Here is a 22,993-nt window from a genome sequence, read left to right on the forward strand (position 1 = left end):
ACTGCCAAAGAAACGAACGGCATCCGAATAGTGTGTATCCACAAAAGAAGATGGCACTGATTACGTGGTCTCGCCATGTCCCCATTTGACGATGAAAAGATGAAAAGGAGCCCCAGCATAGCCAAATCCTTTGCAAAGGCGATAATGCCCGCAAATTTTTTACCTGCCATTGAAGGAAGCCCCCAGGCCATGTTCGAAATCCAGCCGATGAACGCCGAGATTTATCGGCAAAAGACACGGCGCAGCACGCTGATCATCGCCCTGGTGTTCCTGGCGCTGGCCATGGTGCTGTCGACGGCGGCGGTGGCAGTGTTCGGTGAGCCTGGCGGCGATAATTTGCGCTTCAACATTGGCGGCGTGTTCGCTGCGGTGCTGGTGATGGTGGCGCTGATGCGCAAGGTGTTCTGGAACCAGGAATGGATGGCGCCTGCCGTCTACAGCTGGCAGCTCAAGCGCAGCCTGATGAGCGTTACCAATGTCATGCACCACGTCACGGCGGCGGTGCAGGCGCAAGACCCGAGCGCCATGAAGCTGTTGCGCTTCTATCATCTGGGCTTGAGCCAAATGCACCAATTGGACGGCAACTCCAGCGACCATGGGCAATTGCGTCGGGAAATGGAACAGCACGAAGCTCGAATGCAGGCGCTGGGCATCGACACGCAACAGACGCGGCTGGATCCGGACTGGCTGCAGGCGGTGAAGCGGACATCGGTCTAATCTGGTTGCTTTAAAGCTTTAACGGTAGGAGCTCCTACACGTGCACTGGGCTGGACGCCTTGTTTTTCACATAGATCATGGAGTGAGCCTCATGGGGCATCCGGCGATTTACGACCATATAGAAAAAAACCGGCCCGGCATCGCCAGGCTCAAGGCGCGTTCGGTGATTACGCTGCTGGTCGCCGTGTGCCTGTCGATGGCGGTGATCGTCATCTGGCAATCCTGGAATTCGCGCCAGTACCATTTGCATGACAAGCAAGTGGCGATGTCCAACCTCGCGCAGACCCTGGCCTCACAGGCGCAGGCTTCGATCAAGCAGGCCGATACCTTGCTGTTTGCCCTGGTCGATCGCCTGGAGCACGACGGCATCGAAGGCGACCGGCTCAATCGCCTGCAACGCCTGCTCAGTGCCCAGCGCGGCGAATTGAGCCAGCTCCACGGCCTGTTCGTGTATGACGAAACCGGGAAATGGATCGCCAATTCCAATGGTGCCGACGTGGGCACGGCCAACAATTCCGACCGCGAATATTTCATCTATCACCGCGATCACCCCGATCGCGGGCCCCACATAGGTCCGTCGATCAAAAGCCGTTCCAGCGGCGAATGGATCATGACCGTGTCACGGCGGGTCAATCATCCCGACGGCAGTTTTGCCGGCGTGGCCCTGGCGACGATCTATCTCACGCATTTCCTGCAGCTCTACGACAGCATCGACATGGGCGATAACGGCGTGATCAACCTGATCGCCGACGATGCCAGCATTATCGTCCGCCGCCCCTTCAATGAAGCCGACGTCGGCACCAGCCTGGCCAAAAGCCCACTGTTCACCCAGTTGCTGCCCCAGGCCAGCGCGGGCACGGCCACCATCAGGTCGATCATCGATGGCGTCGAGCGGGTGGTGGGGTATCGCCGGGTCGATGGTTACCCGCTGATTGTCTTCGCGGCGTTGAACAGGGACGAAGTCTTGGCCAGCTGGCGCAAGGAATCGATCCTCAGTGCGCTGATCGTGTCGGTGCTGCTGGCTTTCATCGGCGTGCTCGGGTTTCGCCTGATCAAGTTGATGAAGCAGCAGAACCGGATTCAGGTCGAGCTGCTCGGGTCCCAGGAAAAACTCCTCGAACTCAATCGCAACCTGGAACTGCTGGCGCTGGAGGACGCGCTGACCGGGCTGGCTAACCGTCGCCAGTTCGATCTGTTCATCCATGCGGAAACCGGCCGCGCCCGACGCAACCAGACCGGGCTCGCGCTGCTGATGATCGACGTCGATCATTTCAAGGCGTTCAACGATCACTACGGCCATTTGGCAGGCGATGCGTGCCTGCGCCAGATCGCGGCAATCATCACCGATCACATCAAGCGCCCCGGCGATCTGGCGGCGCGCTTTGGTGGCGAGGAGTTCGCCGTGGTGCTGCCCGGCACCGACTACGTGGGAGCATTCCTGGTGGCGGAAAAGATCCGCCGCGCGGTGCTGGCCGCCGACTTGCAGCACAGTGAAAGCCCGGAGGGGATGTTGACGGTCAGCGTCGGCGTGTGTGGTTACGATCCGACGTCAGAAACCAGTATCGAAGAACTGATCGGTGCCGCCGACAAGGCGCTTTACGTGGCCAAGGCCAGTGGGCGCAACATGAGCGTCATTGCCAACTGAGACTCAGGCGAACAGATCTATACCCTGCACCAGCCGGTTGGCGAGGTGCGGTTGCTTGAGTTTTTCCAGCCACCAGTTCAGGGCGCGACCGTCCTGGTCGCCGCGCCAACCGGCGTACAAGAGGTTCGGCTCGCGTGGGTCGGCCATCTTCTTTTCGATCAACGTACCGTTTTCCAGCAGCGAATTGACTCGCTGCCGGGGCAGCCAGCCCACGCCCAGCCCTGCGCATTGCGCGAGGATCTTCGCGCGCATGGACGGCACTGCCATGACCGGTTGCCCGCCGGAGACGCCATAGGTCCGGCCTTCGGTGGTGCGTGACGAATCGGCCACGACGATCGCCCGGTGCTGAGTCACCGTTGCCCGGGAAATCGGCTCTTTCGCCTTGGCCAGCGGGTGCTTGGGCGAGACGGCGAATACCCATTCCATCTCCCCCAGTTGTATCCAGCGCAGGGACGGAATCGCCGGCGGCTCGTTGGTGGCGCCGATGACCAGGTCCGCGCGGCCTTCGCGCAGGGCTTCCCAGACACCTTTGAGCACTTCCTGGGTGATGCGCAGCGGTACGCCGGAACCCAGGGTGTCGAATTCATCAATCAGCGGGACGAGATTTTCGAATTCCATCAGTTCGTCAGTGACGATCCACAAGCGGCTTTCCCAGCCATTGGCCACTTGCTGCACCCGCTGGGTCAGGCGCGAGACGTCTTCCATCAGTCGCGACGCTTCATTGACCAGTAGCTCGCCGGCTGCGGTCAGTTGCAATCGATAGCGACGGCGGTCGAACAGCAGGGCGTCGAAGCGGTCCTCCAGTTGCCGCGCGGCGTAGGACACCGTCGACGGCGCCTTGCCCAGCCGGGCCGCGGCCCGCGACAGGCTGCCAGTTTCGCGGATGGCTTCGAGCAGGGCCAGGTCTTCGGTGGAGAGCATGTATTGAGTCCTTTGCAAGGGTGGAAGATCAAAAGATCGCAGCCTGCGGCAGCTCCTACAGGAGTGCGCATTCCAAGGTAGGAGCTGCCGAAGGCTGCGATCTTTTAATACGTCCTGAATACCCGAAGATAGACCACGGCATTGACGATCAACACCACACCGGCCAGCCAGAGTTGAATCGCCGGTGTCAGCCCGGCCGGGTAAATCACCGGCCATACATAGTGTTCGATGAAACCCGCGCCGTAGCCTTGCTGCCCGGCTGCATGGCGCATCAGGTTTTCCCAGCGAGTCAGCGGGCAGGGCAGGTGCAGCAGTTCCACCGCCACGCCCCATGCGGCGGCGGGCAGGTGCCACCACAGCAAGCGGCGCCATTTGAGCACCAGCAGCCCGCCGAACAATACGAACACAATGAACGCCAGATGAAGCAGCACCAACCCATCGGCGGCAATCCGGTAGAGCATCTCGACTCCCGCAGGCGTCAGGGCAATGGCTTCATGTTACCCGGGCGGGCGATCGGTGCTCTGCGATTCGTCACGCTTTCAGGCTCAGTCGCGAAAATCCATGAGCTGCGCGCGCATCCGTCCATTGCGTTTGGCCTTGTAGAGCAACTGGTCGACCTGCTCGATGAATTCAAGCGCCGTGGCGTGCTGCGTGGCGTGGGTGGTGCCGACGCCCAGGCTCAGGCTCAACAGCGGCGAGACCGCGGAAAATTCGTGGGCAATGCGTTGTTGGCGAATCAGGTGCAGACACTTGTTGGCCACCAGCCTGGCCGATTCCGCGTCGGTTTCCGGCAGCAGCCAGACAAACTCTTCGCCGCCGATCCGGGCGATGAAATCCCGTGGCCGATTGGCCGCTCGGGACAGGGTGCTGGCCACCTGGCGCAGGCATTCATCGCCCTTGATATGGCCGTAATGGTCGTTGTACTGCTTGAAGTAGTCGATATCCAGAATGATCGCCGACAGCGGCGCGCCGGTGCGCTGGGCGGTGCTCCATTCACGCTCCAGCACGGTGTCGAACATGCGCCGGTTGGCGATGCCGGTCAGGCCGTCCTGGAAGGAATATTCCTCGAGCTGTTTTTGCAGGCGAACCAGGTGCTCTTCGGTCTTCTTGCGTTCGCTGATGTCGAACATGAACCCCACCAGCGCCTCGACCTCGCCGTCCTTGCGCACCACGTGCACCACATCGCGAATCCAGACGTATTCGCCGGTGTGGGTCAGCGCCCGGTAATCGGCTTCATGATCCACCCCGGCCCGGGATTGCGAGACGCAGAACTCCACCACATAGTCTCGATCCTCCGGGTGCATGCGCTCTACCCAGTCGTTGACCCCGACCCAACTGTCCTGCTTCCAGCCCAGCAGGCTTTCGATCTGCGGTCCGATGTAGCTGAAGGTCATGGTTTTCCAGTCGATTCGCCAAGGGATTGCCTTGGTCGACTCAAGCAGGGTCTTGTAAACGCTGTCGGTATCATCTGGCTGCATGAAGGGGAGACACCTTGGAGGGGAAAAAGCGCCATCATGTTGCTACTACCTGGTTGAAGCAAGCCGGCAGCCGATGAACGGAAACGATTGGTAACAGTGCGCAAGATTGTTCAAGCCAATGGCCATGATTGCTGGCACAGTTTCAGGTCTTTCTCCTGGTTGCAGAGCGTTATGTCCAACTCACATTTGCCCCGCGCTGCGTTCCTTCGCGGCGCCGTGGCGATCACGCCGCTGTCCCTGGCGACGGCGCCCTGGGGTTTGCTGGCCGGTTCCATGGCCATCGAAGCCAATCTCACCCCCCTGCAAGGCCAGGGCCTGTCGAGCATCGTGTTCGCCGGCGCCGCGCAACTGGTCGCCATCGGCATGCTCAGGGGCGGGGCGGGGATCTTTTCCATCCTGCTGACCACGTTGCTGCTGACGTCCCAGCATTTGCTCTACGGGATGAGCATGCGTTCGGTGATTTCGCCATTGCCGGGGCGCTGGCGCGCCGGGCTGGGCTTTTGGCTCACCGATGAGTTGTTCGCCCTGACCAGCCAGCACGACAAACAACAGTTCGACCGTTGGTACGCCCTGGGCGTGGGCCTGACGTTCTACATCGCCTGGAACCTGTTCACCCTGGCCGGCATCGTGCTCGGCAGCAGCATTCCGGGCCTTGAGCACTTGGGGCTGGATTTCTCCATCGCCGCTACCTTCATTGCCTTGATCACGCCGGTGGTGCGCAATGTGCCGACGGTGGTCTGCGTCGCGGTTTCGCTGTTCTGCTCGGTGCTATTCAGCTACTGGCAATGGGGCTCGGCGCTGGTGTTGTCGGGGTTGGCGGGGATGACTGCGGGTTTTGTCTGCAACAAATTCCAGGGAGCGCGCACATGATGGTCTGGGCAGTGATTTTTGGCATGGGCGTGCTGGTATTTCTTAACCGTTACGTCTTTCTGGAGCCGCGGCTGCCGGTGCGCCTTAGCAGCAACGCAAGGCAGTTTCTCGGTTTCGCCGTGCCGGGCATGTTGACCGCGATTTGCGGGCCGATCGTGTTCATGCCCGACAAGCAACTGAACCTGCATTGGGACAACCCGTACCTGATCAGCTCACTGGTGGCCGTCGGCCTGGTGCTCTACACCCGCAACACCTTGCTCAGCATGCTGTTGAGCATGGGCTTCTTCTTTGTGCTGCGCGCGTGGCTGTAAGCCGGGCAGGGGAAACTGTTCTACGCTTGAAATTGATGGGTGATCCTTCAGGAAGCGAGGTGCACATGGCCAACGAACCCAAGCGTCCGGACCCGGATGAAGAAGTGGATGAGCCGACGGAAGAAGAGATTGAGCAGCAGAAACGCTCGGTGCCGGACTGGAAACATCCTGACGATGGTACGGAACTGTCGGAACCTGATCGCAAGTTCTGAATATCTTTGAAATTTCGAGCAAACACATCCCCTCTGTAGGCGCTGCCGCAAGCTGCGATCTTTTGATTTTGTTTTTAAAGTCAAAAGATCGCAGCCTGCGACAGCTCCTGCACAGGGAATGCAGGTCAGTGCTCAGATATCTTCCAGCGACAGAATCTCGGGATGTGAAGCGCGATAGCCCAGGGTCTTGTCGATCCAGGCATTCAACTCGTTGACCATCACCGGCGGTTTGCCCGGATAGTTTTGGAGCGTCGAACTCAGCAGGTTGTCGATATCGGGAAGTGATTGCAGGTTTCGGGTTCTTATGTATTGCCCGATAAAAGAGTCGAGTTGGTAGTGTTCTGTCGGCGAAAGATAAACGCACGCCAGACTCACGACTGGATTCATTGCAAAATCGTCGCGCAATTTAGTTCTCTGCAAGGGCTTGTTGTTAGAAAATTTCTATCGTCGCTGACTCTGCGGTCAGTACGGGAGTACCAATAGAAATGCGGCGCGAATGCTAACGGTACTCATTGGAAATGTAATCAACACTGACGGATTGTCGGACAAGCGGTAATGCACAATAAGTGTGCACTTTTATAAGTGTTAATTAGTTGAAACAGTAGTTGTAACGTTTACAACGGTCGTGCTGTTACATATGACTCATTTGCTGTCGATATTGACAGCTCAAGTTATGGCTTCAATTAACTCCGGCCCCTGGTTTCTGGCATTGCCAACCGCTTTGTCGACCTTGTACCACTCGAATACATCGCTGTCTTCACCCTGCAAAAGTACCATTTGCTCGGCTCGTTCCTTGGGGGTTGCCGGGTCCAGCCATTCCCGCGCCAGTTCAGCCGAAAACACCACCGGCCGCCGGTCATGGATGTCCACCATGCCTCCCGCGGCGTCGGCAGTGATGATGACGAAACCGTCGTCGTCGCGCGGCATGGCGCTGCCGATGGGAAATTGTCCGATCGCCGCACAGAAAACCGGTTTGCGGTCGCGTCGCCGGATCAGCCAGGGTTGCCGCGTGCCATCGCCGGCATCGACCCATTCGAACCAGTTGTCGACCGGGCAGATTGCGCGGTGCGGCCAGATCGCCCGGAAGAACGGGCCATGGGCGACTTTCTCTACCCGTGCATTGATTGGCGCAGCCCGATCCGTGGCCCAGTGCGGTCGCCAACTCCAGCGCTGCAGGTCGGCATGCAGCCCATCGTCCTCCCGATGCAGCAGCGCCAGTTGCGTGGTGGGCGCGGCGTTGTAGTGCGCTAACGGCTGATCGCCGACATGATTGATCAACGCGTCGGGGATGCTCAGCACCTTCACGAAATCGTGAATGCCCCGGTATTGCGACAGGCGTCCGCACATATGCGAATCCTCCACATGTCCCACTGTAGGAGCGAGCTTGCTCGCGATGGGCTTCAGAACACTGTGGGGTGTCAGGTACCCAGCGTCATCGTTGACGATCATCGCGAGCAAGCTCGCTCCTACAGAATAGCGAACACCTTCAAATCACATGCGCCCGTTGCAGCTCGGTCAATGATCGGGCCTTGAGCTGTGCCAGCAATGGATCGCGGCGATCGCGCGGGTGGGGCACTGGCACCGCCAGTTCTTCGCGAATGCTGCTGGGGCGGTTGTCCATGACCAGCACCCGGTCGCTCAGGTACAGCGCTTCGTCGACGTCGTGGGTCACCAGCAGCAGCGCGATGGCATGGCGCTCAGCCAGTTGCAGCAGCAAATCCTGCAGTTTCATGCGAGTGAACGCGTCCACCGCACTGAAGGGTTCATCGAGTAGCAGCACTTGCGGGCGAGAGTAGAGCCCGCGCGCGATCGCTACTCGCTGCGCCATGCCACCGGACAGGGCCTTGGGCAAGGCCTGGGCGAAACCGCCAAGGCCGACTTCCTCGATCAACTGTGCGACCCAGGCCCTGTCGTAGTGATTGTCGGCGCTGAAACCGATGTTCTGTTCGACCGTCAACCATGGCATCAGGCGCGGTTCCTGAAATACGAATGCGATTTTACCGGCGCGGCTGCGCAGGGTGCCCTGGAAGTCTCTTTCCAGGCCGGCGACGATTCGCAGCAAGGTGCTTTTGCCGCAGCCGCTGGGGCCCAGCAGGCTCACGGTTTCCCTGGGCTTCAACTGCAAGTGGATGTTGTTGAGGACCGTGGTCGCGGCGAAGGTCTTGCGTTCGACGTGGATGTCCAGTAGGTGTTCGGTCATGGCTCAATCCCCCGTGCCTTGGCCGTTGAAGGTGTCACGCCAGGCCAGGAAACGTTTCTCCAGGCCGGCGAGCAGGCCGTCGCTGAGTTTGCCCAGCAGCGCCAATACGATGATTGCAGCCAGCACGATGTCCGGGCGTGAGGTTTCGCGACCGTCGCTGAGCAGATAGCCAAGGCCCTTGGTGGCGGCGATCAGCTCGGCGGCCACCAGAAACATCCAGGCCAGGCTCATGCCGCTGCGCAATCCGGTGAACAGGCCGGGCAGGGCGGCGGGCAACAGAATCCGTCGTATCAGGCGAGGGCGGCTGAAACCGTACATCTGCCCGACCTCCACCAGTTTGCGGTCGATGTTGCGGATGGCGGCGACGCCGTTGAGGTACACCGGGAAAAACGCGCCGATGGCGATCAGCACGACTTTCGACGTTTCGTCGATGCCCAGCCACAGCAGCAACAATGGCACCCAGGCCAGGCTGGGGATCGAGCGCAGTCCGGCGAAGGTCGGTTCCAGCCAGGCTTCGGCTTCACGGCTCAGCCCGACCCAGGCGGCGAACAGCAGGGCCAGGGTGGCGCCGATGGCGAAGCCCAGCAGCACCCGCAACAGGCTGGCGCCGATGTGTTTCCACAGCGCACCTTCGGCAAGGTCGCGCAGGGTCAGGGCGATTTCGCTGGGGGCGGGCATCTGGTAGGACGGCAGCCAACCGATGCGCACGACGAATTCCAGTACCAGGATGATCAGCACCGGCAGTGCCAGGGCCTTCAGGCGCAGGCGCCAGTGGGTGTTCAGGCCATGGGCGACAGGCAGTGCGAGGTGGGGCGGGAGGGTTTTGCTTTTGCTGGTCATGGGGTTCTCCAGTCACGACGCAAGCGAAGATCAAAAGATCGCAGCCTGGGGCAGCTCCTACAGGTAAACCGGTGCAGGAGCTGCCGCAGGCTGCGATCTTTTGCTTTTTTACTGACGGGCGACGGTTTCCTTGAATCCGGTATCGATCAGTTGGTCGATCACCTGATCGACATTGACCCCACGGCGTACCAGTTCTTCGGACAGCAGGATCGGTGCGGCGGCCTTGGAGGCGATCACATCTTTGGCGGTCAACTGCGGAGTGCTCAGGTCAGTGCGCGACAGTTGCAACTTGGCCACTTCCAGCGGCAGCCCGGATTCGCTGGCCAGCAGCTTCGCCAGTTCCTCAGGATTTTTCACCGCCCATTCCCGGGCCTGTTCGTAGGCCTTGAGCACGGTGTCGATGGTCTGTGGGTGTTCCTTGGCAAAGGTGTCGGTGACGCTGACCACGCCATAGCTGTTGAAGTCGGCGTTGCGGTACAGCAGGCGCGAACCGGCCTGGACCTGGCTGGCGGCCATGTGCGGATCGAGGCCGGCCCAGGCGTCGACGTCACCTTTTTCCAGGGCGGTGCGGCCGTCCGGATGTTGCAGGTGCACCAGTTCCACATCGTCTTTGTTCAGGCCGGCCTGTTGCAGGCTGCGCAGGGTGAACAGGTACGGGTCGGTGCCCTTGGTGGCGGCGATTTTCTTGCCCTTGAGGTCGGCCACGGTTTTCAGCGGCGAATCCTTGCGCACCACCAGCGCGGTCCATTCGGCGCGGCTGTACACGTACACCGATTTGATCGGGCTGCCATTGGCACGGCTGAGCACGGCCGCAAGGCTGGCGGAGGAGGCGAAGTCGACGCCGCCGCTGTTGAGGTATTCCAGCGAACGGTTACTACCCTGGCTCAATACCCAGCCGACCTTGGTCTGTGGCAGGGCTTTTTCCAGGAAACCGAAATGCTTGAGCACCAGGCTGACCGGCGAGTAGTAGGCGTAATCCAGATGCACTTCCGCCGGCGGCGCTTCAGCGGCCTGGGTCACGGGTTGCAGGCTCAATGCCAGGGCGCAGGCGCCGAGCAGGGACCTGATGAAAGGAAAACGCGAGGTGGGTTTCATGGGACGGCTCCGGGCAAGGCGGCGAGATTCTTATATCCAGAAAATTAATTTGATCGAATGCTTCCTGCATGAATGGAATATTGCAGGCTCTGTGCCATGTTCCTGATGCTGGCCAATTTCAGAGGGTTAACGCGTATTGCGGGGTGGCGAGATGTATCGTGCAGAACAATCTGTTGCGGCGCTGTTGCTGGGCCAACACTGCCCGTGACAGGTCATTAGCTTATGCAAAATTAGAATTTAAACAGCTTCTTGTAAGAGCGTTATGGTCTATCGCAATCACTTCCAAGGAGCCCCCGATGAACCTGTCCCGATTCGTGCGCGGTCTGTTGACCAGCGCCCTGTTTGCCGCGCCAATGGTGCATGCCGCCGAGCCGGTCGTGCTGCATGTCGGCGACCAGAATTACTACAACATCCGCGCTTCGGTGGAGGCCTCGGGGGTACTCAAGGACGCGCCGTACACCGTCGACTGGAAGCACTTCCAGGCCGCCGCGCCGCTGGCCGAAGCACTGAACACCGGTTCGCTGGACCTGGGCTTTCTCGGTGATTCAGGCTTTCTGTTCCTGGCCGCCAAGCAGGCGCCGGTCAAGCTGATCGGCGTTTCGCGGCAGAACCCGGACACCATCGCCTTGCTGGTGCCCAAGGACTCGCCGGTGAAAACCATCGCCGACCTCAAGGGCAAGAAAGTCGCCTACTGGCCCGGCGCCTGGAGCCAGCAACTGACCTTGCGCGCCCTGGAGAACGCCAACCTGCCGGAAAACTATGTCGACTTCATCAAGCTGATGCCGATCGATGCCGCTGCCGCGCTACCCCAGGGCAGCATCGATGCCTTCCCGGTCTGGGAACCCTACATTTCCCAACAGATCTTGTTCTCCGGCGCACGGCCGATCCTGACGGCGAAAAACCTGATGCCCGGCCTGAGCGCCATCGCCGCCTCGACGCCGTCAATCGACAGCAAGCGTGAAGCCATCGCCGACTTTCTCGGGCGCCTGAAAAAAGCCCGGGCCTGGGTCGACAACAACACCGACCAGTACGCTGACCTGTGGGCGCAGAAAGCCAACCTCGATCAGAACGTCTCGCGCCACTGGTTGCGCCAGGCGCACATGACCGTCGGCCCGGTGGACGCGCAGGCAGCCAAGGACCTGCAAAGCACTGCGGACTTCCTGTTCAAGGTCAAGGCGCTGCCAACGCAATTGGCCACCGCACCGATCATCGACAGCTCCTTCCAGCAGGCGCTGGCGAACTGAACACGCCCCACTGTAGGAGCGAGCTTGCTCGCGATGGACGACAAAGCACCGCGGGGTGTCAGGCTGACAGCGTTATCGTTGACGACCATCGCGAGCAAGCTCGCTCCTACAGGTAAGATGTCCGCTTCGCAGACGTCTGGCCCAAAGCAAAAAATGAAACAGTTGTTCAAGATTCTTTCGGCGTGCGCCATGGCAGCCAGTCTGCTGGGCTGTATCGCAGCTCCTATCGAATTGACGCCGCAGACCGAACAACGGCTGCAAGCTCAACCACCGATCCGCTTCCTGCTGACCTTCGACGACGGTCCCAGCGCATCGAGTTTCTGGAACCCCACCGAAACCGTGCTCGACAGTCTCTCGCGCAACCCGTTGCAGACCGACATCAAAGCCGTGTTCTTCGTGCAGACCCAGGCCACGCGCGCCGGCAACAGTGATATCGGGCGTGCGCTCATGCACCGCGAGCGGGACGCCGGGCACATCCTGGCGTTCCACACGGCCACGCCGTCCCACACCAATCACCGCTCCCTGAGCCCCCAGGAGCTTGAAGAGGCACTCACCAGGGGCTGCGCCGATATCACCGCCATCACCGGTGTACCTGTGACGCTGCTGCGCCCGCCGTTCTGGAATTACGACAAACGCACCTTCGCCGCGTATCAGCAGCATGGCCTGCATGTGCTGCTGACCGACCTGAGTGCCAATGACGGCAAGATCTGGGGCTTCAACGCCAGCCCGCGGCGGCGGGCGCATTTCCTGCGCTCGATGTCCGAAGTGCGCGAGCGCATCGCGTTGGGTCAGTTGCCGGTGGTCGATGGGGTGATTCCGGTGGTGGTGACCTTCCATGATCTGAACCGCTACACCGCCCGGCATACCCGCGAGTACCTGCAAATCCTCCTCGACAGCGCCCGGGCGACCGGGGTGAAGACCGCCGAGCAGCCGTTCTACGACGACACCGCCGCGCTGCAACGGGCGGCGATGGCCCGTACCGTGCGCGACAGTTCGCAACCGGTGCAGTTGCCGGGGTTCTGGAATTGGATCTGGAAGAGAAATTCCGAGTGAGAAACGCCTGAATATGAGAGGTGGGTAGCATTTTTGACTGGCGCAAAGATGGCAAAGTGCATCTATCCTGATTGGATCCGATCAGTCGAGGCAGCTGCCATGCTTCCCATTTCAGTGCTGTGCAACATTGTGGAGTCCGGATTCGCGCCACTGGCCTGCGAGTGCACGGAGTATGGCGGCTTGCTGCGCATCGAAGTCTACGAACCTGTCACCGGGCGGGTTGAGCTGCTGATCAGCGGCGTTTCCACCGAACAGCTGACCAGCGTGCGGGCCATTTCCGATCTGGTGGCTGAATTGCGTACCGAGATGAGCGCGGGGCGCCGGGCGTTTGCCGGCTGAATATTGAATGTCGCTTCTGGGAATCAACCTTTGTGGGAGCGAGCCTGCTCGCGAAAAACGCCCCGGCAACACGTTCATTCAGGCAGCACGCGTTATCGTTGACGTCCATCGCGAGCAGGCTCGCTCCCACAAAGGATCTTGCGAAGCGTTGTCAGTCCCTGGGCAGCAGCTCATCAATCATCTTCAAACAATGATTCAACCCCGGTGAAACATCGCCCACGCGCCGGCTGAGGATGATCGGCGAGGTGGCGTTGTCTTCCAGCAGCGGGGTGAAGCCGATGTCGTCGCGGTGCAGCAGTTGCACCGAGGCCGGCACTAGGGTGATGCCGATTCCGGCGCCCACCAGGCCGATGGCCGTTTGCAGTTCGTTGGTCCATTGCGCCACGTGGATGCTCACGCCATAGGATTCGAACAGCGCGATCACGTGGTCGGCGTAGCTGGGGCGCGGGTTGCCGGGGTAGAGCACGAAAGGCTCCCGGGCCAGGTCGCGCAGGCTGATGGGGCCGGCCAGCAAGGGGTGGCCGGCGGGCAGGGCGGCCACCAGGCGGTCCTCGGTCAATACGGTCTGGATAATCGCCGGGTCATCGATGCGAATACGGCCGAAGCCGATATCGATCCGCCCGGCCTTGAGCGCCTGCACCTGTTGCAGGGTAGTCATCTCCGACAGCCCCAACTCCAGCTCCAGCGGCTCGCCGCTGCGCAGGCGACGGATCAATTCCGGCAGCACCCCGTACAGCGTCGACGGCGCAAAACCGATACCCAGCCAGGTCTTTTCCCCCAAACCGATGCGCCGCGTATTGTCGCGGACCTTGTTCAGCTGTTCGAGCAGGGCGGTGGAGTGTTCATAGAAAAAACGCCCGGCGTCGGTCAGCTTCAGCGGTCGCCCGCGCTCGAGCAGGACCACCCCCAGTTCGTCCTCCAGTTGCTGGATCTGCCGGCTCAGGGGCGGTTGAGCGATGTGCAGAAGCTCGGCGGCGCGGGTGAAATTGAGGGTTTGAGCCAATACCTGGAAATAACGCAGGTGACGCAGTTCCATGGAGCCTCCGGGCATTCTTCGGTTGCATACCTTTAAGGTATCAAGTCAGACCAATTCTATATTGGCATCGCGAAAAAAGCCGTACCAGAATCGGCTCCAGAACTCCAAGAACCTGATGGGTATCGAAATGCTTGCAACTGCCATTGAGTCGATCGAGACGATCATCGTCGATCTGCCAACCATCCGCCCGCACAAGCTGGCGATGCACACCATGCAGAACCAGACCCTGGTGATCATTCGCGTGCGTTGCGCCGATGGCATCGAAGGTATCGGCGAATCCACCACCATCGGTGGCCTGGCTTACGGCAATGAAAGCCCGGACAGCATCAAGACCAACATCGACACGCACTTCGCACCCTTGTTGATCGGCCAGGACAGCGGCAACGTCAATGCCGCCATGTTGCGTCTGGAACGCAGCATCCGTGGCAACACCTTCGCCAAGTCCGGTATCGAAACCGCCTTGCTCGACGCCCAGGGCAAGCGCCTGGGCCTGCCGGTCAGCGAGTTGCTCGGCGGCCGTGTTCGCGATGCGCTGCCAGTGGCCTGGACCCTGGCCAGTGGCGACACCGAAAAGGACATCGCCGAAGCTGAAAAAATGCTCGACCTGCGTCGCCACCGCATCTTCAAGCTGAAAATCGGTGCCGGCGAAGTCAACCGCGACCTGGCCCACGTGATTGCGATCAAGAAAGCCCTGGGCGACCGCGCCAGCGTGCGGGTCGACGTCAACCAAGCGTGGGACGAGGCCGTCGCCTTGCGCGCCTGCCGCATCCTCGGCACCAACGGCATCGACCTGATTGAACAGCCGATCTCGCGCAACAATCGCGCCGGCATGGCGCGCCTGAATGCCATGAGCCCGGCACCGATCATGGCCGACGAGTCCATCGAGTGCGTGGAAGATGCGTTCAACCTGGCCCGCGAAGGTGCCGCATCGGTATTCGCCCTGAAGATCGCCAAGAACGGTGGCCCGCGTGCCGTGTTGCGCACCGCTTCCATCGCGGAAGCCGCTGGCATCGCCCTATATGGCGGCACCATGCTCGAAGGCGGCCTGGGCACCATGGCCTCGGCCCATGCCTTTGTCACCCTGAACAAACTGGCGTGGGACACCGAGCTGTTCGGCCCGTTGCTGCTGACCGAAGACATTCTCAGCGAACCGCTGGTTTACAAGGATTTCGAGCTGCATGTGCCGAAAACCCCGGGTCTGGGCCTGAGCCTGGACGAGGAACGCCTGGCGTTCTTCCGCCGCGACAAGACTTCTACTGCCATTCATCAAGCCTGAGGAGAGCATTATGCTGTTCCACGTAAAGATGACCGTGAATTTGCCGGTCGACATGAACCCCGAGCGCGCCGCGCAGCTCAAGGCTGACGAAAAAGCCCTGGCGCAACGCCTGCAGGATCAGGGCAAGTGGCGTCACCTGTGGCGCATCGCCGGCCAGTACGCCAACTACAGCGTGTTCGATGTCGACAGCGTCCAGGAACTGCATGATCTGCTGATGCAACTGCCACTGTTCCCGTACATGGCGATCGAAGTGACCGCGATGTGCCGTCACCCTTCTTCGATTCGCGAGGATGACCGCTGAACCCAGCCTGTTCAGCGAGCTTTGCCAATAATTACAAGATGAGGAAACCCTGAAATGAACGTCAAAATTTCCCACACTGCCGAAGTACAGAAATTTCTCGAAGAAGCCGCCGGCCTGCACAACGATGCTGGCGACGCGCGGACCAAGGCGCTGATCTACCGCATCCTGCGTGACTCGGTGAACATCATCGAAGACCTGGCGGTGACCCCGGAAGAGTTCTGGAAAGCGGTCAACTACCTGAACGTGCTGGGCGCCCGCCAGGAAGCCGGTCTGGTGGTGGCTGGCCTGGGTCTTGAGCATTACCTGGACCTGCTGATGGATGCCGAAGACGAGCAGGCCGGCAAAACCGGCGGCACCCCGCGCACCATCGAAGGCCCGCTGTACGTGGCCGGCGCACCGCTGTCCGAAGGCGAAGCGCGTCTGGACGATGGCCTCGATCCGGGTGTGACCCTGTTCATGCAAGGCCGCGTGTTCAACACCGCTGGCGAACCCCTGGCGGGCGCCGTGGTGGACGTGTGGCACGCCAACACTGGCGGCACCTACTCGTACTTCGATACCACGCAATCGGAATTCAACCTGCGTCGCCGTATCGTCACCGATGCCGAAGGCCGCTACCGTTTCCGCAGCATCGTGCCGTCGGGCTACGGCTGCCCACCGGACGGTCCGACCCAGCAACTGCTCGATCAACTGGGCCGTCACGGCCAGCGCCCGGCGCACGTGCACTTCTTCATCTCCGCGCCGGATCACCGTCACCTGACCACCCAGATCAACCTGGATGGTGAAAAGTACCTGCACGACGACTTCGCCTACGCCACCCGCGACGAGCTGATCGCCAAGATCACCTTCAGCGAAGACCAGGCCCGTGCAGCGGCCTATGGTGTCAGCGGTCGCTTTGCCGAGATCGAGTTCGACTTCACCCTGCAGTCGTCGGCCCAGCCTGAAGAGCAGCAGCGTCACGAGCGGGTTCGTGCGCTGGAGGATTGATCGCCTCTGACCTGTGGGGGTGATTGCCCCCATACCTGTAGGAGCGAGCCTGCTCGCGATGGACGTTAACGATGACGCGTATTTCCTGATTCAACGCGTCGTTTGTGAGTCCATCGCGAGCAGGCTCGCTCCCACATAGGCCAAAAGCCCCGCAGGTCAGTCTGCTGACACACCGCCATCAGTCCTGCCTTAGAATGACCCGATGTAACTCATAACAACAACGAGAGTGAGCCGATGATGCAAGCGCAACTGCTGAGTCAGCGCAGTACGATTTTCGACCATGCCGACCCGTACGCGGTGTCGGGCTACGTCAATCAGCATGTCGGTAACCATTGCATTCTCATGCCTCGCGCCGGGCATCCCCTGGCCAGTCTCAACCATCGCAAGTTCGCCAGCCTCGACCTGTGCCGCATCAGCTACGGCGGCAGCGTTCGAGTCACTTCCGGCGCGCTGGAGACCATCTATCACCTGCAAGTGCTGTTGCGCGGCAATTGCCTGTGGCGCGGTCACGGTCAGGAGCATTACTTCGCCCCCGGCGAGTTGCTGCTGATCAACCCCGACGATCCGGTGGACCTGACGTACTCCGACGATTGCGAAAAATTCATCCTCAAGGTCCCGACTGCCCTGTTCGAATCGGTCTGCGACGAGCAGCGCTGGCGGTATCCGGGGCAGGGCGTGCGGTTTTTGGAGAACCGTTATCAGCTCAATGAGCTGGAAGGCTTCGTCAACCTGCTGGGGATGATTTGCCAGGAGGCCGAGTCAACCGAACAGATCCCCAGGGTGCAGGAGCATTACGCGCAGATCATCGTCAGCAAGATGCTCAGCCTGATGAAGACCAATGTCAGCCGCCTGGAAATCGGTTCGCAGACCGCGACCTTCGAAGCGATTGCCGACTACATCGGCAAGAACCTCAAGCAAAGCCTGGACAGCGAAGAACTGGCGCGACAGGCGCACATGAGCCTGCGCTCGTTCTATGCGCTGTTTGAACGCAATGCAGAGACCACCCCGAAAAACTACATCCGCCAGAAACGCCTGGAGCGTATCCACGCCTGCCTCAGCGACCCGACCTGCAACGTGCGCAACGTCACCGAAGTGGCCATGGATTACGGCTTCCTGCACCTGGGCCGCTTCTCCGACAGCTATCGCAAGCAATTCGGCGAGTTGCCTTCCGATACCCTCAAGCGCCGGCATTGATTCCAAAGCACTGAGAAAGCTGTGGCGAGGGAGCTTGCTCCCGTTCGGCTGCGCAGCAGTCGTAAATCTGTCCATGCAGTGTGCCTGAAGGATTACACAGTCAGGTTTTGGGGCCGCTTCGCAGCCCAGCGGGAGCAAGCTCCCTCGCCACAGGATTAGCGCCGCATCACCTATTGCACAAAACGGATAAAGGTCTGCACCCCGCGGATAGTCCGCCCCATTGCCCCGTCCTAGCATGAGCCTTGCCTGAACAATAACAATGGAGGCGGCGGCCATGACCCTGCGACCCGAATACCTTCACTCCCTGCTTGAAGACGACCCTGCCCAAGGCATCTATCGCTGCAAGCGCGAGATGTTCACCGATCCACGCCTGTTTGACCTGGAGATGAAACACATCTTCGAAGGCAACTGGCTGTATCTGGCTCACGAAAGCCAGATCCCCAACATCAACGATTTCTACACCACCACCATGGGGCGCCAGTCGATCTTCATCGCGCGCAACAAGGACGGTGTGCTCAACGCCTTCATCAACGCCTGCAGTCACCGCGGCGCGACCCTGTGCCGGCACAAGTCCGGCAACAAGAGCTCCTACACTTGCCCGTTCCACGGCTGGACCTTCAACAACTCCGGCAAGCTGCTCAAGGTCAAGGACCCGGCCAACGCCGGCTATCCGTCGAGCTTCAACTGCGAAGGCTCCCACGACCTGACCAAGGTCGCACGGTTCGAGTCCTATCGCGGCTTCCTGTTCGGCAGCCTGAACGCCGATGTGCTGCCACTGGTGGAGCATCTGGGCGAGTCGGCGAAGATCATCGACATGATCGTCGACCAGTCCCCCGATGGCCTGGAAGTGCTGCGCGGTTCGTCCAGCTACATCTACGAAGGCAATTGGAAACTCACCGCCGAAAACGGTGCCGACGGCTATCACGTCAGCTCCGTGCACTGGAACTACGCCGCTACCCAGAACCAGCGCAAGCAGCGCGAGGCCGGTGACGAAAACCCGACCATGAGCGCCGGCAGCTGGGCCAAGCAGGGCGGCGGTTTCTATTCCTTCGACAAGGGCCACATGCTGCTCTGGACCCGTTGGGCCAACCCCGAGGACCGTCCGCTGTACGAGCGTCGCGACGAGCTGGCGCAGGACTTCGGCAAGGCGCGCGCCGACTGGATGATCGATAACTCGCGCAACCTGTGCCTGTACCCGAACGTGTACCTGATGGACCAGTTCAGCTCGCAGATCCGCATTGCCCGGCCGATCTCGGTCGACCGTACGGAAATCACCATTTACTGCATCGCCCCCAAGGGTGAAAGCGACCACGCGCGCTCCAGCCGTATCCGCCAGTACGAAGACTTCTTCAACGTCAGCGGCATGGCCACCCCGGATGACCTGGAAGAGTTCCGCTCCTGCCAGACCAGCTACCAGGGCAGCGTGACCACCTGGAACGACATGTCCCGTGGCGCCGAGCACTGGATCGAAGGCGCCGATGAAGCGGCGAAGGAAATCGACCTGCACCCGCTGCTCAGCGGCGTACGCACCGAAGACGAAGGCCTGTTCGTGCTGCAACACAAGTATTGGCAGCAGACCATGCTCAAGGCCTTGGACGCCGAGCAGTCGAAGTTGATCGCCGTGGAGGACGTGCAATGACCATTACCTATGACGCCGTGCGCGACTTCCTCTTTTGCGAAGCCCGTTACCTGGATGACCGGCAGTGGGACGAGTGGCTGGAACTGTACGCTCCGGACGCGACGTTCTGGATGCCGTCCTGGGATGACAACGACGAATTGACCGAAGACCCGCAGCGGGAAATCTCGCTGATCTGGTACGGCAACCGCACGGGCCTCGAAGACCGCATCTTCCGCATCAAGACCGAGCGTTCCAGCGCGAGCGTCCCGGACACTCGCACCTCCCACAACATCAGCAACATCGAACTGCTGGAACAGGCCGATGGACTGTGCAAGGTGCGCTTCAACTGGCACACCCTGAGCTTTCGCTACAAGACCGTCGACAGCTACTTCGGCAGCAGCTTCTACACCCTCGACGTGCGCGGTGAAAACCCGCTGATCAAGGCCAAGAAAGTGATCCTGAAGAACGACTACGTTCGCCAGGTCATCGATGTTTACCACTTGTGAGGCAGCCGTCATGACCCATTCCATCGCGTTCAACTTCGAAGACGGCGTCACCCGGTTCATCGACGCCAATGCCGGCGAGACCGTGGCCGATGCCGCGTACCGCCAGGGCATCAACATTCCGCTGGACTGCCGCGACGGCGCTTGCGGCACCTGCAAGTGCTTTGCCGAGGCCGGCCAGTACGATCTGGGCGAGGAGTACATCGAAGATGCCCTCAGCCCCGAGGAAGCCAAACAGGGTTACGTGCTGACCTGCCAGATGCGCGCCCAGAGCGATTGCGTGGTGCGGGTCCCGACGTCCTCGGAAGTCTGCCGCACCCGCCAGGCCAGCTACGACGCCACTATCAGCGCGGTGCGCCAGTTGTCCGACAGCACCATCGCGCTGTCGATCAAGGGCGAGTCCTTGAGCAAGCTGGCGTTCCTGCCGGGGCAATACGTGAACCTCGGCATTCCCGGCAGCGAGCAGACCCGCGCCTATTCGTTCAGCTCGTTGCAGCGCGACGGCGAAGTGAGCTTCCTGATTCGCAACGTGCCTGGCGGCCTGATGAGCAGCTTCCTCACCGGCATGGCCAAGGCTGGCGACAGCATGAGCCTGGCGGGGCCTTTGGGCAGTTTTTACCTGCGCGATATCCGCCGTCCGCTGTTGCTGCTGGCCGGTGGCACGGGGCTGGCGCCGTTCACTGCGATGCTGGAGAAGATCGCCGAGCAGGGCAGCGAGCATCCGCTGCACTTGATCTACGGCGTGACCCACGATTTCGACCTGGTGGAAATGGATCGCCTGGAGGCCTTCGCCGCGCGCATCCCCAACTTCACCTACAGCGCCTGTGTGGCCAGCCCCGACAGCCAGCACCCGCTCAAGGGCTACGTGACCCAGCACATCGAGCCCAAGCACCTGAACGATGGCGACGTGGATGTCTACCTGTGCGGCCCACCGCCGATGGTGGAAGCGGTCAGCAAGTACATCGGCGAGCAGGGCATCAAGCCTGCGAATTTCTACTACGAGAAGTTTGCTGCCAGCGCGGCGTGAAGTCGCGCACCAATGCCCGCTTTGGTAAAGACCCATTGTGGGAGCGAGCCTGCTCGCGATAGGCCGGAACATTCACCATCGATGTTGCCTGTGAAGCCGCTATCGCGAGCAGGCTCGCTCCCACAGGGGTGTGCCTGGTTCCGGAATTTTTGAGGTACTCATGAACAGATTTCACGAAAAAGTCGCGTTGATCACCGGCGCCGCCCAAGGCATCGGCCGGCGGGTTGCCGAGCGCATGGCGGCAGAAGGGGCGAAGCTGATTCTGGTGGATCGCTCCGAGCTGGTGTTCGAAGTGCAGCAGGCGCTGGGACAGGACAGCCAGGTCCTGGCGCTGACCGCCGATCTGGAGCAATACGAGGAATGCAACCGGGTGATGCAAACCGCGGTCGAGCGCTTCGGTCGGCTGGACGTGCTGGTCAACAACGTTGGCGGCACGATCTGGGCCAAGCCGTTCGAGCACTATGAGGCGTCGCAGATCGAGGCGGAGGTGCGCCGTTCACTGTTCCCGACTTTGTGGTGCTGTCACGCCGCGCTGCCGTTCATGCTGGAGCAGGGCAGCGGGGCGATCGTCAACGTCTCGTCCATCGCCACCCGCAGCATCAACCGCGTGCCGTACGGCGCGGCGAAGGGTGGGGTGAATGCGCTGACCGCGTGCCTGGCGTTCGAAACCGCTGGTCGCGGGGTGCGAGTCAATGCCACCGCGCCCGGTGGTACTGAAGCACCGCCCCGGGTGATTCCGCGCAACAGCGCCGAACAGAGTGCCCAGGAAAAAGTCTGGTACCAGCAGATCGTCGACCAGACTCTCGACAGCAGTCTGATGAAGCGCTACGGCACGCTGGATGAACAGGCCGGCGCCATTCTGTTTTTGGCCAGCGATGAAGCCTCCTACATCACCGGCATGGTCATGCCGGTGGGCGGTGGCGATCAGGGATAAACGGCGCAGTTACAGGCGACGCTGGAACGCTCGGATAATCTTGAGAGTGGCGTCGCTGGTGTCCAGGTTGTGGATCGCGTTCAGCGGAAACCAGATGCAGTCGAAGATTTCGTTCAGGGGCCGGGCCTGGTCTGCCTCCAGCGCGGACGCTTCGTAGACATGGTGCCGGGTGTTGCCCGATTGCAGCTCCATCAGGTAGAGCATTTCTTCCACGCCCAGCCCGGTTTCTTCCGCCAGTTCACGGGCGGCGGCACTGGCGTGGGTCTCGCCACTTTCCACCTTTCCGCCGGGCAGCATCCAGCGACTCTTCGGTTTTCGTACCAGAAGAATGTGGCGGTCCTGCTCGCAAATGACGGTGGCGCGTACTTTCATGGCTTGCTCGTTTGTCGCTGTCATAAAAGTGTAACAAAAAAGAAATAACCCGGCAGTATCCCTTGCCTCCGGCCTTAGCCATGTTGAGGTGCTTTATCGCGTAAAAGTGCGATTCACGGGCTGTTTGATGCGACGTTCGGTCGTTTTCGTGGCGGACGGCGGGTGTAAGGTAAGTGCGTGAGCTTTGGAATCTTGCCCAAAGGAGGTGACCATGAGTGTTCCGATGCTGAACAGAATGCATATGAACGGTTATGACGTACTCAGCGTGAACAACGGCCCATGGCGGGTCTGCACCAAGGGTGATCGACTCGGGTCGTTTGGCAGCAGGGAGGAAGCCCTGGCGTTTGCAGCCTCATTGCCTGGCTACAGAACGCGTTCGAACAGGCAGGCGCGCAGCGAATAACCCAGACCTCGATACATCAAAGCCCCGGCATGCCGGGGCTTTTTATCGGGTTGTATTTCATCGAGTCAGTAGCCGCCGCCCCCGCTGGAACGCGCAGGTTCACGAGCCTTTTGCTGGGCGTTGCTCCATTCGGCGCAGGTCATGAACCCCTTGTGATCGACCTTGCCGCGGCTGTCAAAGCTGATGTTGTACGGTTGTCGATGGTCGGGCTGGACCAGTTTGTAATCGAAGCAGGTGCCTGCCTCGACCGTGCGATTGCTGATCGATAACGGCGCGCCGCCGATTTGCTGGACTTGTTCCTGGCTCATGCCGATCTCGACCTTGGCCACCAGGGGTTGATCACTGAAGATTTGCGCGTCGGTATTGCAGCCTGCCAACGTCATCATCGCGATGACGAGCGCAGGCAGAGTTTTGTCCATG

Annotated in this window: 28 protein-coding genes; 17 read left to right on the plus strand and 11 right to left on the minus strand. The window is 60.7% G+C overall.

Annotation, left to right across the window (positions count from 1 at the left end; genetic code table 11):
• The first annotated feature begins 189 nt into the window (after positions 1–189).
• A complete protein-coding gene (locus tag ABTV29_RS11660; protein ID WP_433770334.1) occupies positions 190–717 on the plus strand; it encodes a DUF3087 family protein in 528 nt (175 codons plus the stop codon).
• 91 nt (positions 718–808) lie between these two features.
• Positions 809–2,362: a sensor domain-containing diguanylate cyclase gene (locus tag ABTV29_RS11665; RefSeq protein ID WP_433770336.1), complete on the plus strand. Its 1,554-nt coding sequence runs from the start codon at positions 809–811 to the stop codon at positions 2,360–2,362.
• 3 nt (positions 2,363–2,365) lie between these two features.
• Here the strand turns inward: ABTV29_RS11665 and ABTV29_RS11670 are convergent, their stop codons facing one another.
• The 3 genes from ABTV29_RS11670 to ABTV29_RS11680 form a co-directional block, all read right to left on the minus strand.
• Positions 2,366–3,283, minus strand: coding sequence for a LysR family transcriptional regulator (locus ABTV29_RS11670; protein ID WP_433770338.1), 918 nt, complete (start codon positions 3,281–3,283; stop codon positions 2,366–2,368).
• 104 nt (positions 3,284–3,387) lie between these two features.
• Positions 3,388–3,744 (minus strand): DUF2784 domain-containing protein, encoded by a 357-nt coding sequence (locus ABTV29_RS11675; RefSeq protein WP_433770340.1) that lies wholly within the window; start codon positions 3,742–3,744, stop codon positions 3,388–3,390.
• Between the two features lie 84 nt (positions 3,745–3,828).
• A complete protein-coding gene (locus tag ABTV29_RS11680) occupies positions 3,829–4,761 on the minus strand; it encodes a diguanylate cyclase domain-containing protein (protein ID WP_433770343.1) in 933 nt (310 codons plus the stop codon).
• A 171-nt stretch (positions 4,762–4,932) separates the two neighbouring features.
• Between ABTV29_RS11680 and ABTV29_RS11685 the strand changes: the two genes are divergently transcribed.
• The 3 genes from ABTV29_RS11685 (at position 4,933) to ABTV29_RS11695 (ending at position 6,154) form a co-directional block, all read left to right on the plus strand.
• Positions 4,933–5,631 (plus strand): AzlC family ABC transporter permease, encoded by a 699-nt coding sequence (locus ABTV29_RS11685; protein WP_433770346.1) that lies wholly within the window; start codon positions 4,933–4,935, stop codon positions 5,629–5,631.
• Positions 5,631–5,942 (plus strand): AzlD domain-containing protein, encoded by a 312-nt coding sequence (locus ABTV29_RS11690; protein ID WP_433771843.1) that lies wholly within the window; start codon positions 5,631–5,633, stop codon positions 5,940–5,942. The genes ABTV29_RS11685 and ABTV29_RS11690 overlap by 1 nt, the downstream gene beginning before the upstream one ends.
• 65 nt (positions 5,943–6,007) lie before the next feature.
• Positions 6,008–6,154, plus strand: a complete 147-nt coding sequence (locus tag ABTV29_RS11695; protein WP_204354310.1) for a hypothetical protein — start codon at positions 6,008–6,010, stop codon at positions 6,152–6,154.
• A gap of 132 nt (positions 6,155–6,286) precedes the next feature.
• Here the strand turns inward: ABTV29_RS11695 and ABTV29_RS11700 are convergent, their stop codons facing one another.
• The 5 genes from ABTV29_RS11700 to ABTV29_RS11720 all read right to left on the minus strand — a co-directional run bounded on the left by ABTV29_RS11700 (position 6,287) and on the right by ABTV29_RS11720 (position 10,289).
• Positions 6,287–6,559 (minus strand): hypothetical protein, encoded by a 273-nt coding sequence (locus ABTV29_RS11700; protein ID WP_433770348.1) that lies wholly within the window; start codon positions 6,557–6,559, stop codon positions 6,287–6,289.
• A 261-nt stretch (positions 6,560–6,820) separates the two neighbouring features.
• On the minus strand, positions 6,821–7,501 hold the full coding sequence (locus ABTV29_RS11705; protein WP_433770349.1) for an SOS response-associated peptidase family protein: 681 nt from the start codon (positions 7,499–7,501) through the stop codon (positions 6,821–6,823).
• Positions 7,502–7,640: 139 nt separating this feature from the next.
• Positions 7,641–8,354: an ABC transporter ATP-binding protein gene (locus ABTV29_RS11710; protein WP_433770351.1), complete on the minus strand. Its 714-nt coding sequence runs from the start codon at positions 8,352–8,354 to the stop codon at positions 7,641–7,643.
• A gap of 3 nt (positions 8,355–8,357) precedes the next feature.
• Complete coding sequence (locus ABTV29_RS11715) at positions 8,358–9,194, minus strand: ABC transporter permease (RefSeq protein ID WP_433770353.1); 837 nt, start codon at positions 9,192–9,194, stop codon at positions 8,358–8,360.
• 108 nt (positions 9,195–9,302) lie between these two features.
• Positions 9,303–10,289 carry an aliphatic sulfonate ABC transporter substrate-binding protein gene (locus ABTV29_RS11720; protein ID WP_433770355.1) on the minus strand — a complete coding sequence of 329 codons (987 nt, stop codon included), beginning with the start codon at positions 10,287–10,289 and terminating at the stop codon, positions 9,303–9,305.
• A gap of 353 nt (positions 10,290–10,642) precedes the next feature.
• Between ABTV29_RS11720 and ABTV29_RS11725 the strand changes: the two genes are divergently transcribed.
• From ABTV29_RS11725 to ABTV29_RS11735, 3 genes are all read left to right on the plus strand, one after another.
• The gene (locus ABTV29_RS11725) at positions 10,643–11,533 is read left to right on the plus strand and encodes an ABC transporter substrate-binding protein (RefSeq protein ID WP_433771845.1); all 891 of its coding nucleotides are present in this window, start codon (positions 10,643–10,645) and stop codon (positions 11,531–11,533) included.
• Between the two features lie 153 nt (positions 11,534–11,686).
• A complete protein-coding gene (locus ABTV29_RS11730) occupies positions 11,687–12,586 on the plus strand; it encodes a polysaccharide deacetylase family protein (RefSeq protein WP_433770357.1) in 900 nt (299 codons plus the stop codon).
• Between the two features lie 99 nt (positions 12,587–12,685).
• Positions 12,686–12,925, plus strand: coding sequence for a DUF1652 domain-containing protein (locus tag ABTV29_RS11735; protein WP_433770359.1), 240 nt, complete (start codon positions 12,686–12,688; stop codon positions 12,923–12,925).
• Between the two features lie 151 nt (positions 12,926–13,076).
• On the opposite strand, the gene ABTV29_RS11740 is transcribed toward ABTV29_RS11735, so the two are convergent.
• Complete coding sequence (locus ABTV29_RS11740) at positions 13,077–13,961, minus strand: LysR family transcriptional regulator (RefSeq protein WP_433770361.1); 885 nt, start codon at positions 13,959–13,961, stop codon at positions 13,077–13,079.
• A 127-nt stretch (positions 13,962–14,088) separates the two neighbouring features.
• Here ABTV29_RS11740 and ABTV29_RS11745 point away from each other — a divergent pair, with 127 nt between their 5' ends.
• The 8 genes from ABTV29_RS11745 to ABTV29_RS11780 all read left to right on the plus strand — a co-directional run bounded on the left by ABTV29_RS11745 (position 14,089) and on the right by ABTV29_RS11780 (position 21,798).
• Positions 14,089–15,237: a muconate cycloisomerase family protein gene (locus ABTV29_RS11745; protein ID WP_175392069.1), complete on the plus strand. Its 1,149-nt coding sequence runs from the start codon at positions 14,089–14,091 to the stop codon at positions 15,235–15,237.
• Between the two features lie 10 nt (positions 15,238–15,247).
• Positions 15,248–15,538: a muconolactone Delta-isomerase gene (gene catC / locus ABTV29_RS11750; protein ID WP_433770363.1), complete on the plus strand. Its 291-nt coding sequence runs from the start codon at positions 15,248–15,250 to the stop codon at positions 15,536–15,538.
• Positions 15,539–15,592: 54 nt separating this feature from the next.
• A complete protein-coding gene (gene catA, locus ABTV29_RS11755; RefSeq protein WP_433770365.1) occupies positions 15,593–16,522 on the plus strand; it encodes a catechol 1,2-dioxygenase in 930 nt (309 codons plus the stop codon).
• A gap of 234 nt (positions 16,523–16,756) precedes the next feature.
• A complete protein-coding gene (locus ABTV29_RS11760; protein WP_433770367.1) occupies positions 16,757–17,716 on the plus strand; it encodes an AraC family transcriptional regulator in 960 nt (319 codons plus the stop codon).
• A 274-nt stretch (positions 17,717–17,990) separates the two neighbouring features.
• Positions 17,991–19,355 (plus strand): benzoate 1,2-dioxygenase large subunit, encoded by a 1,365-nt coding sequence (gene benA, locus ABTV29_RS11765; protein ID WP_433770369.1) that lies wholly within the window; start codon positions 17,991–17,993, stop codon positions 19,353–19,355.
• On the plus strand, positions 19,352–19,840 hold the full coding sequence (benB, locus tag ABTV29_RS11770; RefSeq protein ID WP_433770370.1) for a benzoate 1,2-dioxygenase small subunit: 489 nt from the start codon (positions 19,352–19,354) through the stop codon (positions 19,838–19,840). Before benA ends, benB begins: the two co-directional genes overlap by 4 nt.
• A gap of 10 nt (positions 19,841–19,850) precedes the next feature.
• Entirely contained in the window at positions 19,851–20,864 is a 1,014-nt protein-coding gene (gene benC, locus ABTV29_RS11775) for a benzoate 1,2-dioxygenase electron transfer component BenC (protein WP_433770372.1), read from the plus strand.
• 160 nt (positions 20,865–21,024) lie between these two features.
• Positions 21,025–21,798, plus strand: coding sequence for a 1,6-dihydroxycyclohexa-2,4-diene-1-carboxylate dehydrogenase (locus tag ABTV29_RS11780; protein ID WP_433770374.1), 774 nt, complete (start codon positions 21,025–21,027; stop codon positions 21,796–21,798).
• Between the two features lie 9 nt (positions 21,799–21,807).
• Here ABTV29_RS11780 and ABTV29_RS11785 read toward each other — a convergent pair whose 3' ends face one another.
• A complete protein-coding gene (locus tag ABTV29_RS11785; protein WP_433770376.1) occupies positions 21,808–22,170 on the minus strand; it encodes an NUDIX hydrolase in 363 nt (120 codons plus the stop codon).
• Positions 22,171–22,381: 211 nt separating this feature from the next.
• On the opposite strand from ABTV29_RS11785, the gene ABTV29_RS11790 reads away from it, so the two are divergent.
• Positions 22,382–22,573 (plus strand): SPOR domain-containing protein, encoded by a 192-nt coding sequence (locus ABTV29_RS11790; RefSeq protein WP_433770378.1) that lies wholly within the window; start codon positions 22,382–22,384, stop codon positions 22,571–22,573.
• A gap of 65 nt (positions 22,574–22,638) precedes the next feature.
• Here ABTV29_RS11790 and osmE read toward each other — a convergent pair whose 3' ends face one another.
• Positions 22,639–22,992, minus strand: coding sequence for an osmotically-inducible lipoprotein OsmE (osmE, locus tag ABTV29_RS11795; RefSeq protein WP_433770379.1), 354 nt, complete (start codon positions 22,990–22,992; stop codon positions 22,639–22,641).
• Position 22,993 lies beyond the last annotated feature (1 nt).

Source organism: Pseudomonas putida (genome assembly GCF_050989985.1).
In the GTDB taxonomy this organism is placed as follows: Bacteria; Pseudomonadota; Gammaproteobacteria; order Pseudomonadales; family Pseudomonadaceae; genus Aquipseudomonas; species Aquipseudomonas putida_AI.

Bases quoted from the DNA above. Each gene is read 5' to 3' on its own strand.
- osmE (WP_433770379.1), bottom strand. From the start codon at position 22,992: ATGGACAAAACTCTGCCTGCGCTCGTCATCGCGATGATGACGTTGGCA.
- ABTV29_RS11735 (WP_433770359.1), top strand. From the start codon at position 12,686: ATGCTTCCCATTTCAGTGCTGTGCAACATTGTGGAGTCCGGATTCGCG.
- ABTV29_RS11685 (WP_433770346.1), top strand. From the start codon at position 4,933: ATGTCCAACTCACATTTGCCCCGCGCTGCGTTCCTTCGCGGCGCCGTG.
- benB (WP_433770370.1), top strand. From the start codon at position 19,352: ATGACCATTACCTATGACGCCGTGCGCGACTTCCTCTTTTGCGAAGCC.
- benA (WP_433770369.1), top strand. From the start codon at position 17,991: ATGACCCTGCGACCCGAATACCTTCACTCCCTGCTTGAAGACGACCCT.
- ABTV29_RS11715 (WP_433770353.1), bottom strand. From the start codon at position 9,194: ATGACCAGCAAAAGCAAAACCCTCCCGCCCCACCTCGCACTGCCTGTC.
- benC (WP_433770372.1), top strand. From the start codon at position 19,851: ATGACCCATTCCATCGCGTTCAACTTCGAAGACGGCGTCACCCGGTTC.
- ABTV29_RS11785 (WP_433770376.1), bottom strand. From the start codon at position 22,170: ATGAAAGTACGCGCCACCGTCATTTGCGAGCAGGACCGCCACATTCTT.
- catC (WP_433770363.1), top strand. From the start codon at position 15,248: ATGCTGTTCCACGTAAAGATGACCGTGAATTTGCCGGTCGACATGAAC.
- ABTV29_RS11740 (WP_433770361.1), bottom strand. From the start codon at position 13,961: ATGGAACTGCGTCACCTGCGTTATTTCCAGGTATTGGCTCAAACCCTC.
- ABTV29_RS11710 (WP_433770351.1), bottom strand. From the start codon at position 8,354: ATGACCGAACACCTACTGGACATCCACGTCGAACGCAAGACCTTCGCC.
- ABTV29_RS11670 (WP_433770338.1), bottom strand. From the start codon at position 3,283: ATGCTCTCCACCGAAGACCTGGCCCTGCTCGAAGCCATCCGCGAAACT.
- ABTV29_RS11705 (WP_433770349.1), bottom strand. From the start codon at position 7,501: ATGTGCGGACGCCTGTCGCAATACCGGGGCATTCACGATTTCGTGAAG.
- ABTV29_RS11760 (WP_433770367.1), top strand. From the start codon at position 16,757: ATGATGCAAGCGCAACTGCTGAGTCAGCGCAGTACGATTTTCGACCAT.
- ABTV29_RS11660 (WP_433770334.1), top strand. From the start codon at position 190: ATGTTCGAAATCCAGCCGATGAACGCCGAGATTTATCGGCAAAAGACA.
- ABTV29_RS11790 (WP_433770378.1), top strand. From the start codon at position 22,382: ATGAGTGTTCCGATGCTGAACAGAATGCATATGAACGGTTATGACGTA.
- ABTV29_RS11690 (WP_433771843.1), top strand. From the start codon at position 5,631: ATGGTCTGGGCAGTGATTTTTGGCATGGGCGTGCTGGTATTTCTTAAC.
- ABTV29_RS11720 (WP_433770355.1), bottom strand. From the start codon at position 10,289: ATGAAACCCACCTCGCGTTTTCCTTTCATCAGGTCCCTGCTCGGCGCC.
- ABTV29_RS11730 (WP_433770357.1), top strand. From the start codon at position 11,687: ATGAAACAGTTGTTCAAGATTCTTTCGGCGTGCGCCATGGCAGCCAGT.
- ABTV29_RS11665 (WP_433770336.1), top strand. From the start codon at position 809: ATGGGGCATCCGGCGATTTACGACCATATAGAAAAAAACCGGCCCGGC.
- ABTV29_RS11780 (WP_433770374.1), top strand. From the start codon at position 21,025: ATGAACAGATTTCACGAAAAAGTCGCGTTGATCACCGGCGCCGCCCAA.
- ABTV29_RS11680 (WP_433770343.1), bottom strand. From the start codon at position 4,761: ATGCAGCCAGATGATACCGACAGCGTTTACAAGACCCTGCTTGAGTCG.
- ABTV29_RS11745 (WP_175392069.1), top strand. From the start codon at position 14,089: ATGCTTGCAACTGCCATTGAGTCGATCGAGACGATCATCGTCGATCTG.
- catA (WP_433770365.1), top strand. From the start codon at position 15,593: ATGAACGTCAAAATTTCCCACACTGCCGAAGTACAGAAATTTCTCGAA.
- ABTV29_RS11725 (WP_433771845.1), top strand. From the start codon at position 10,643: ATGGTGCATGCCGCCGAGCCGGTCGTGCTGCATGTCGGCGACCAGAAT.
- ABTV29_RS11695 (WP_204354310.1), top strand. From the start codon at position 6,008: ATGGCCAACGAACCCAAGCGTCCGGACCCGGATGAAGAAGTGGATGAG.
- ABTV29_RS11675 (WP_433770340.1), bottom strand. From the start codon at position 3,744: ATGCTCTACCGGATTGCCGCCGATGGGTTGGTGCTGCTTCATCTGGCG.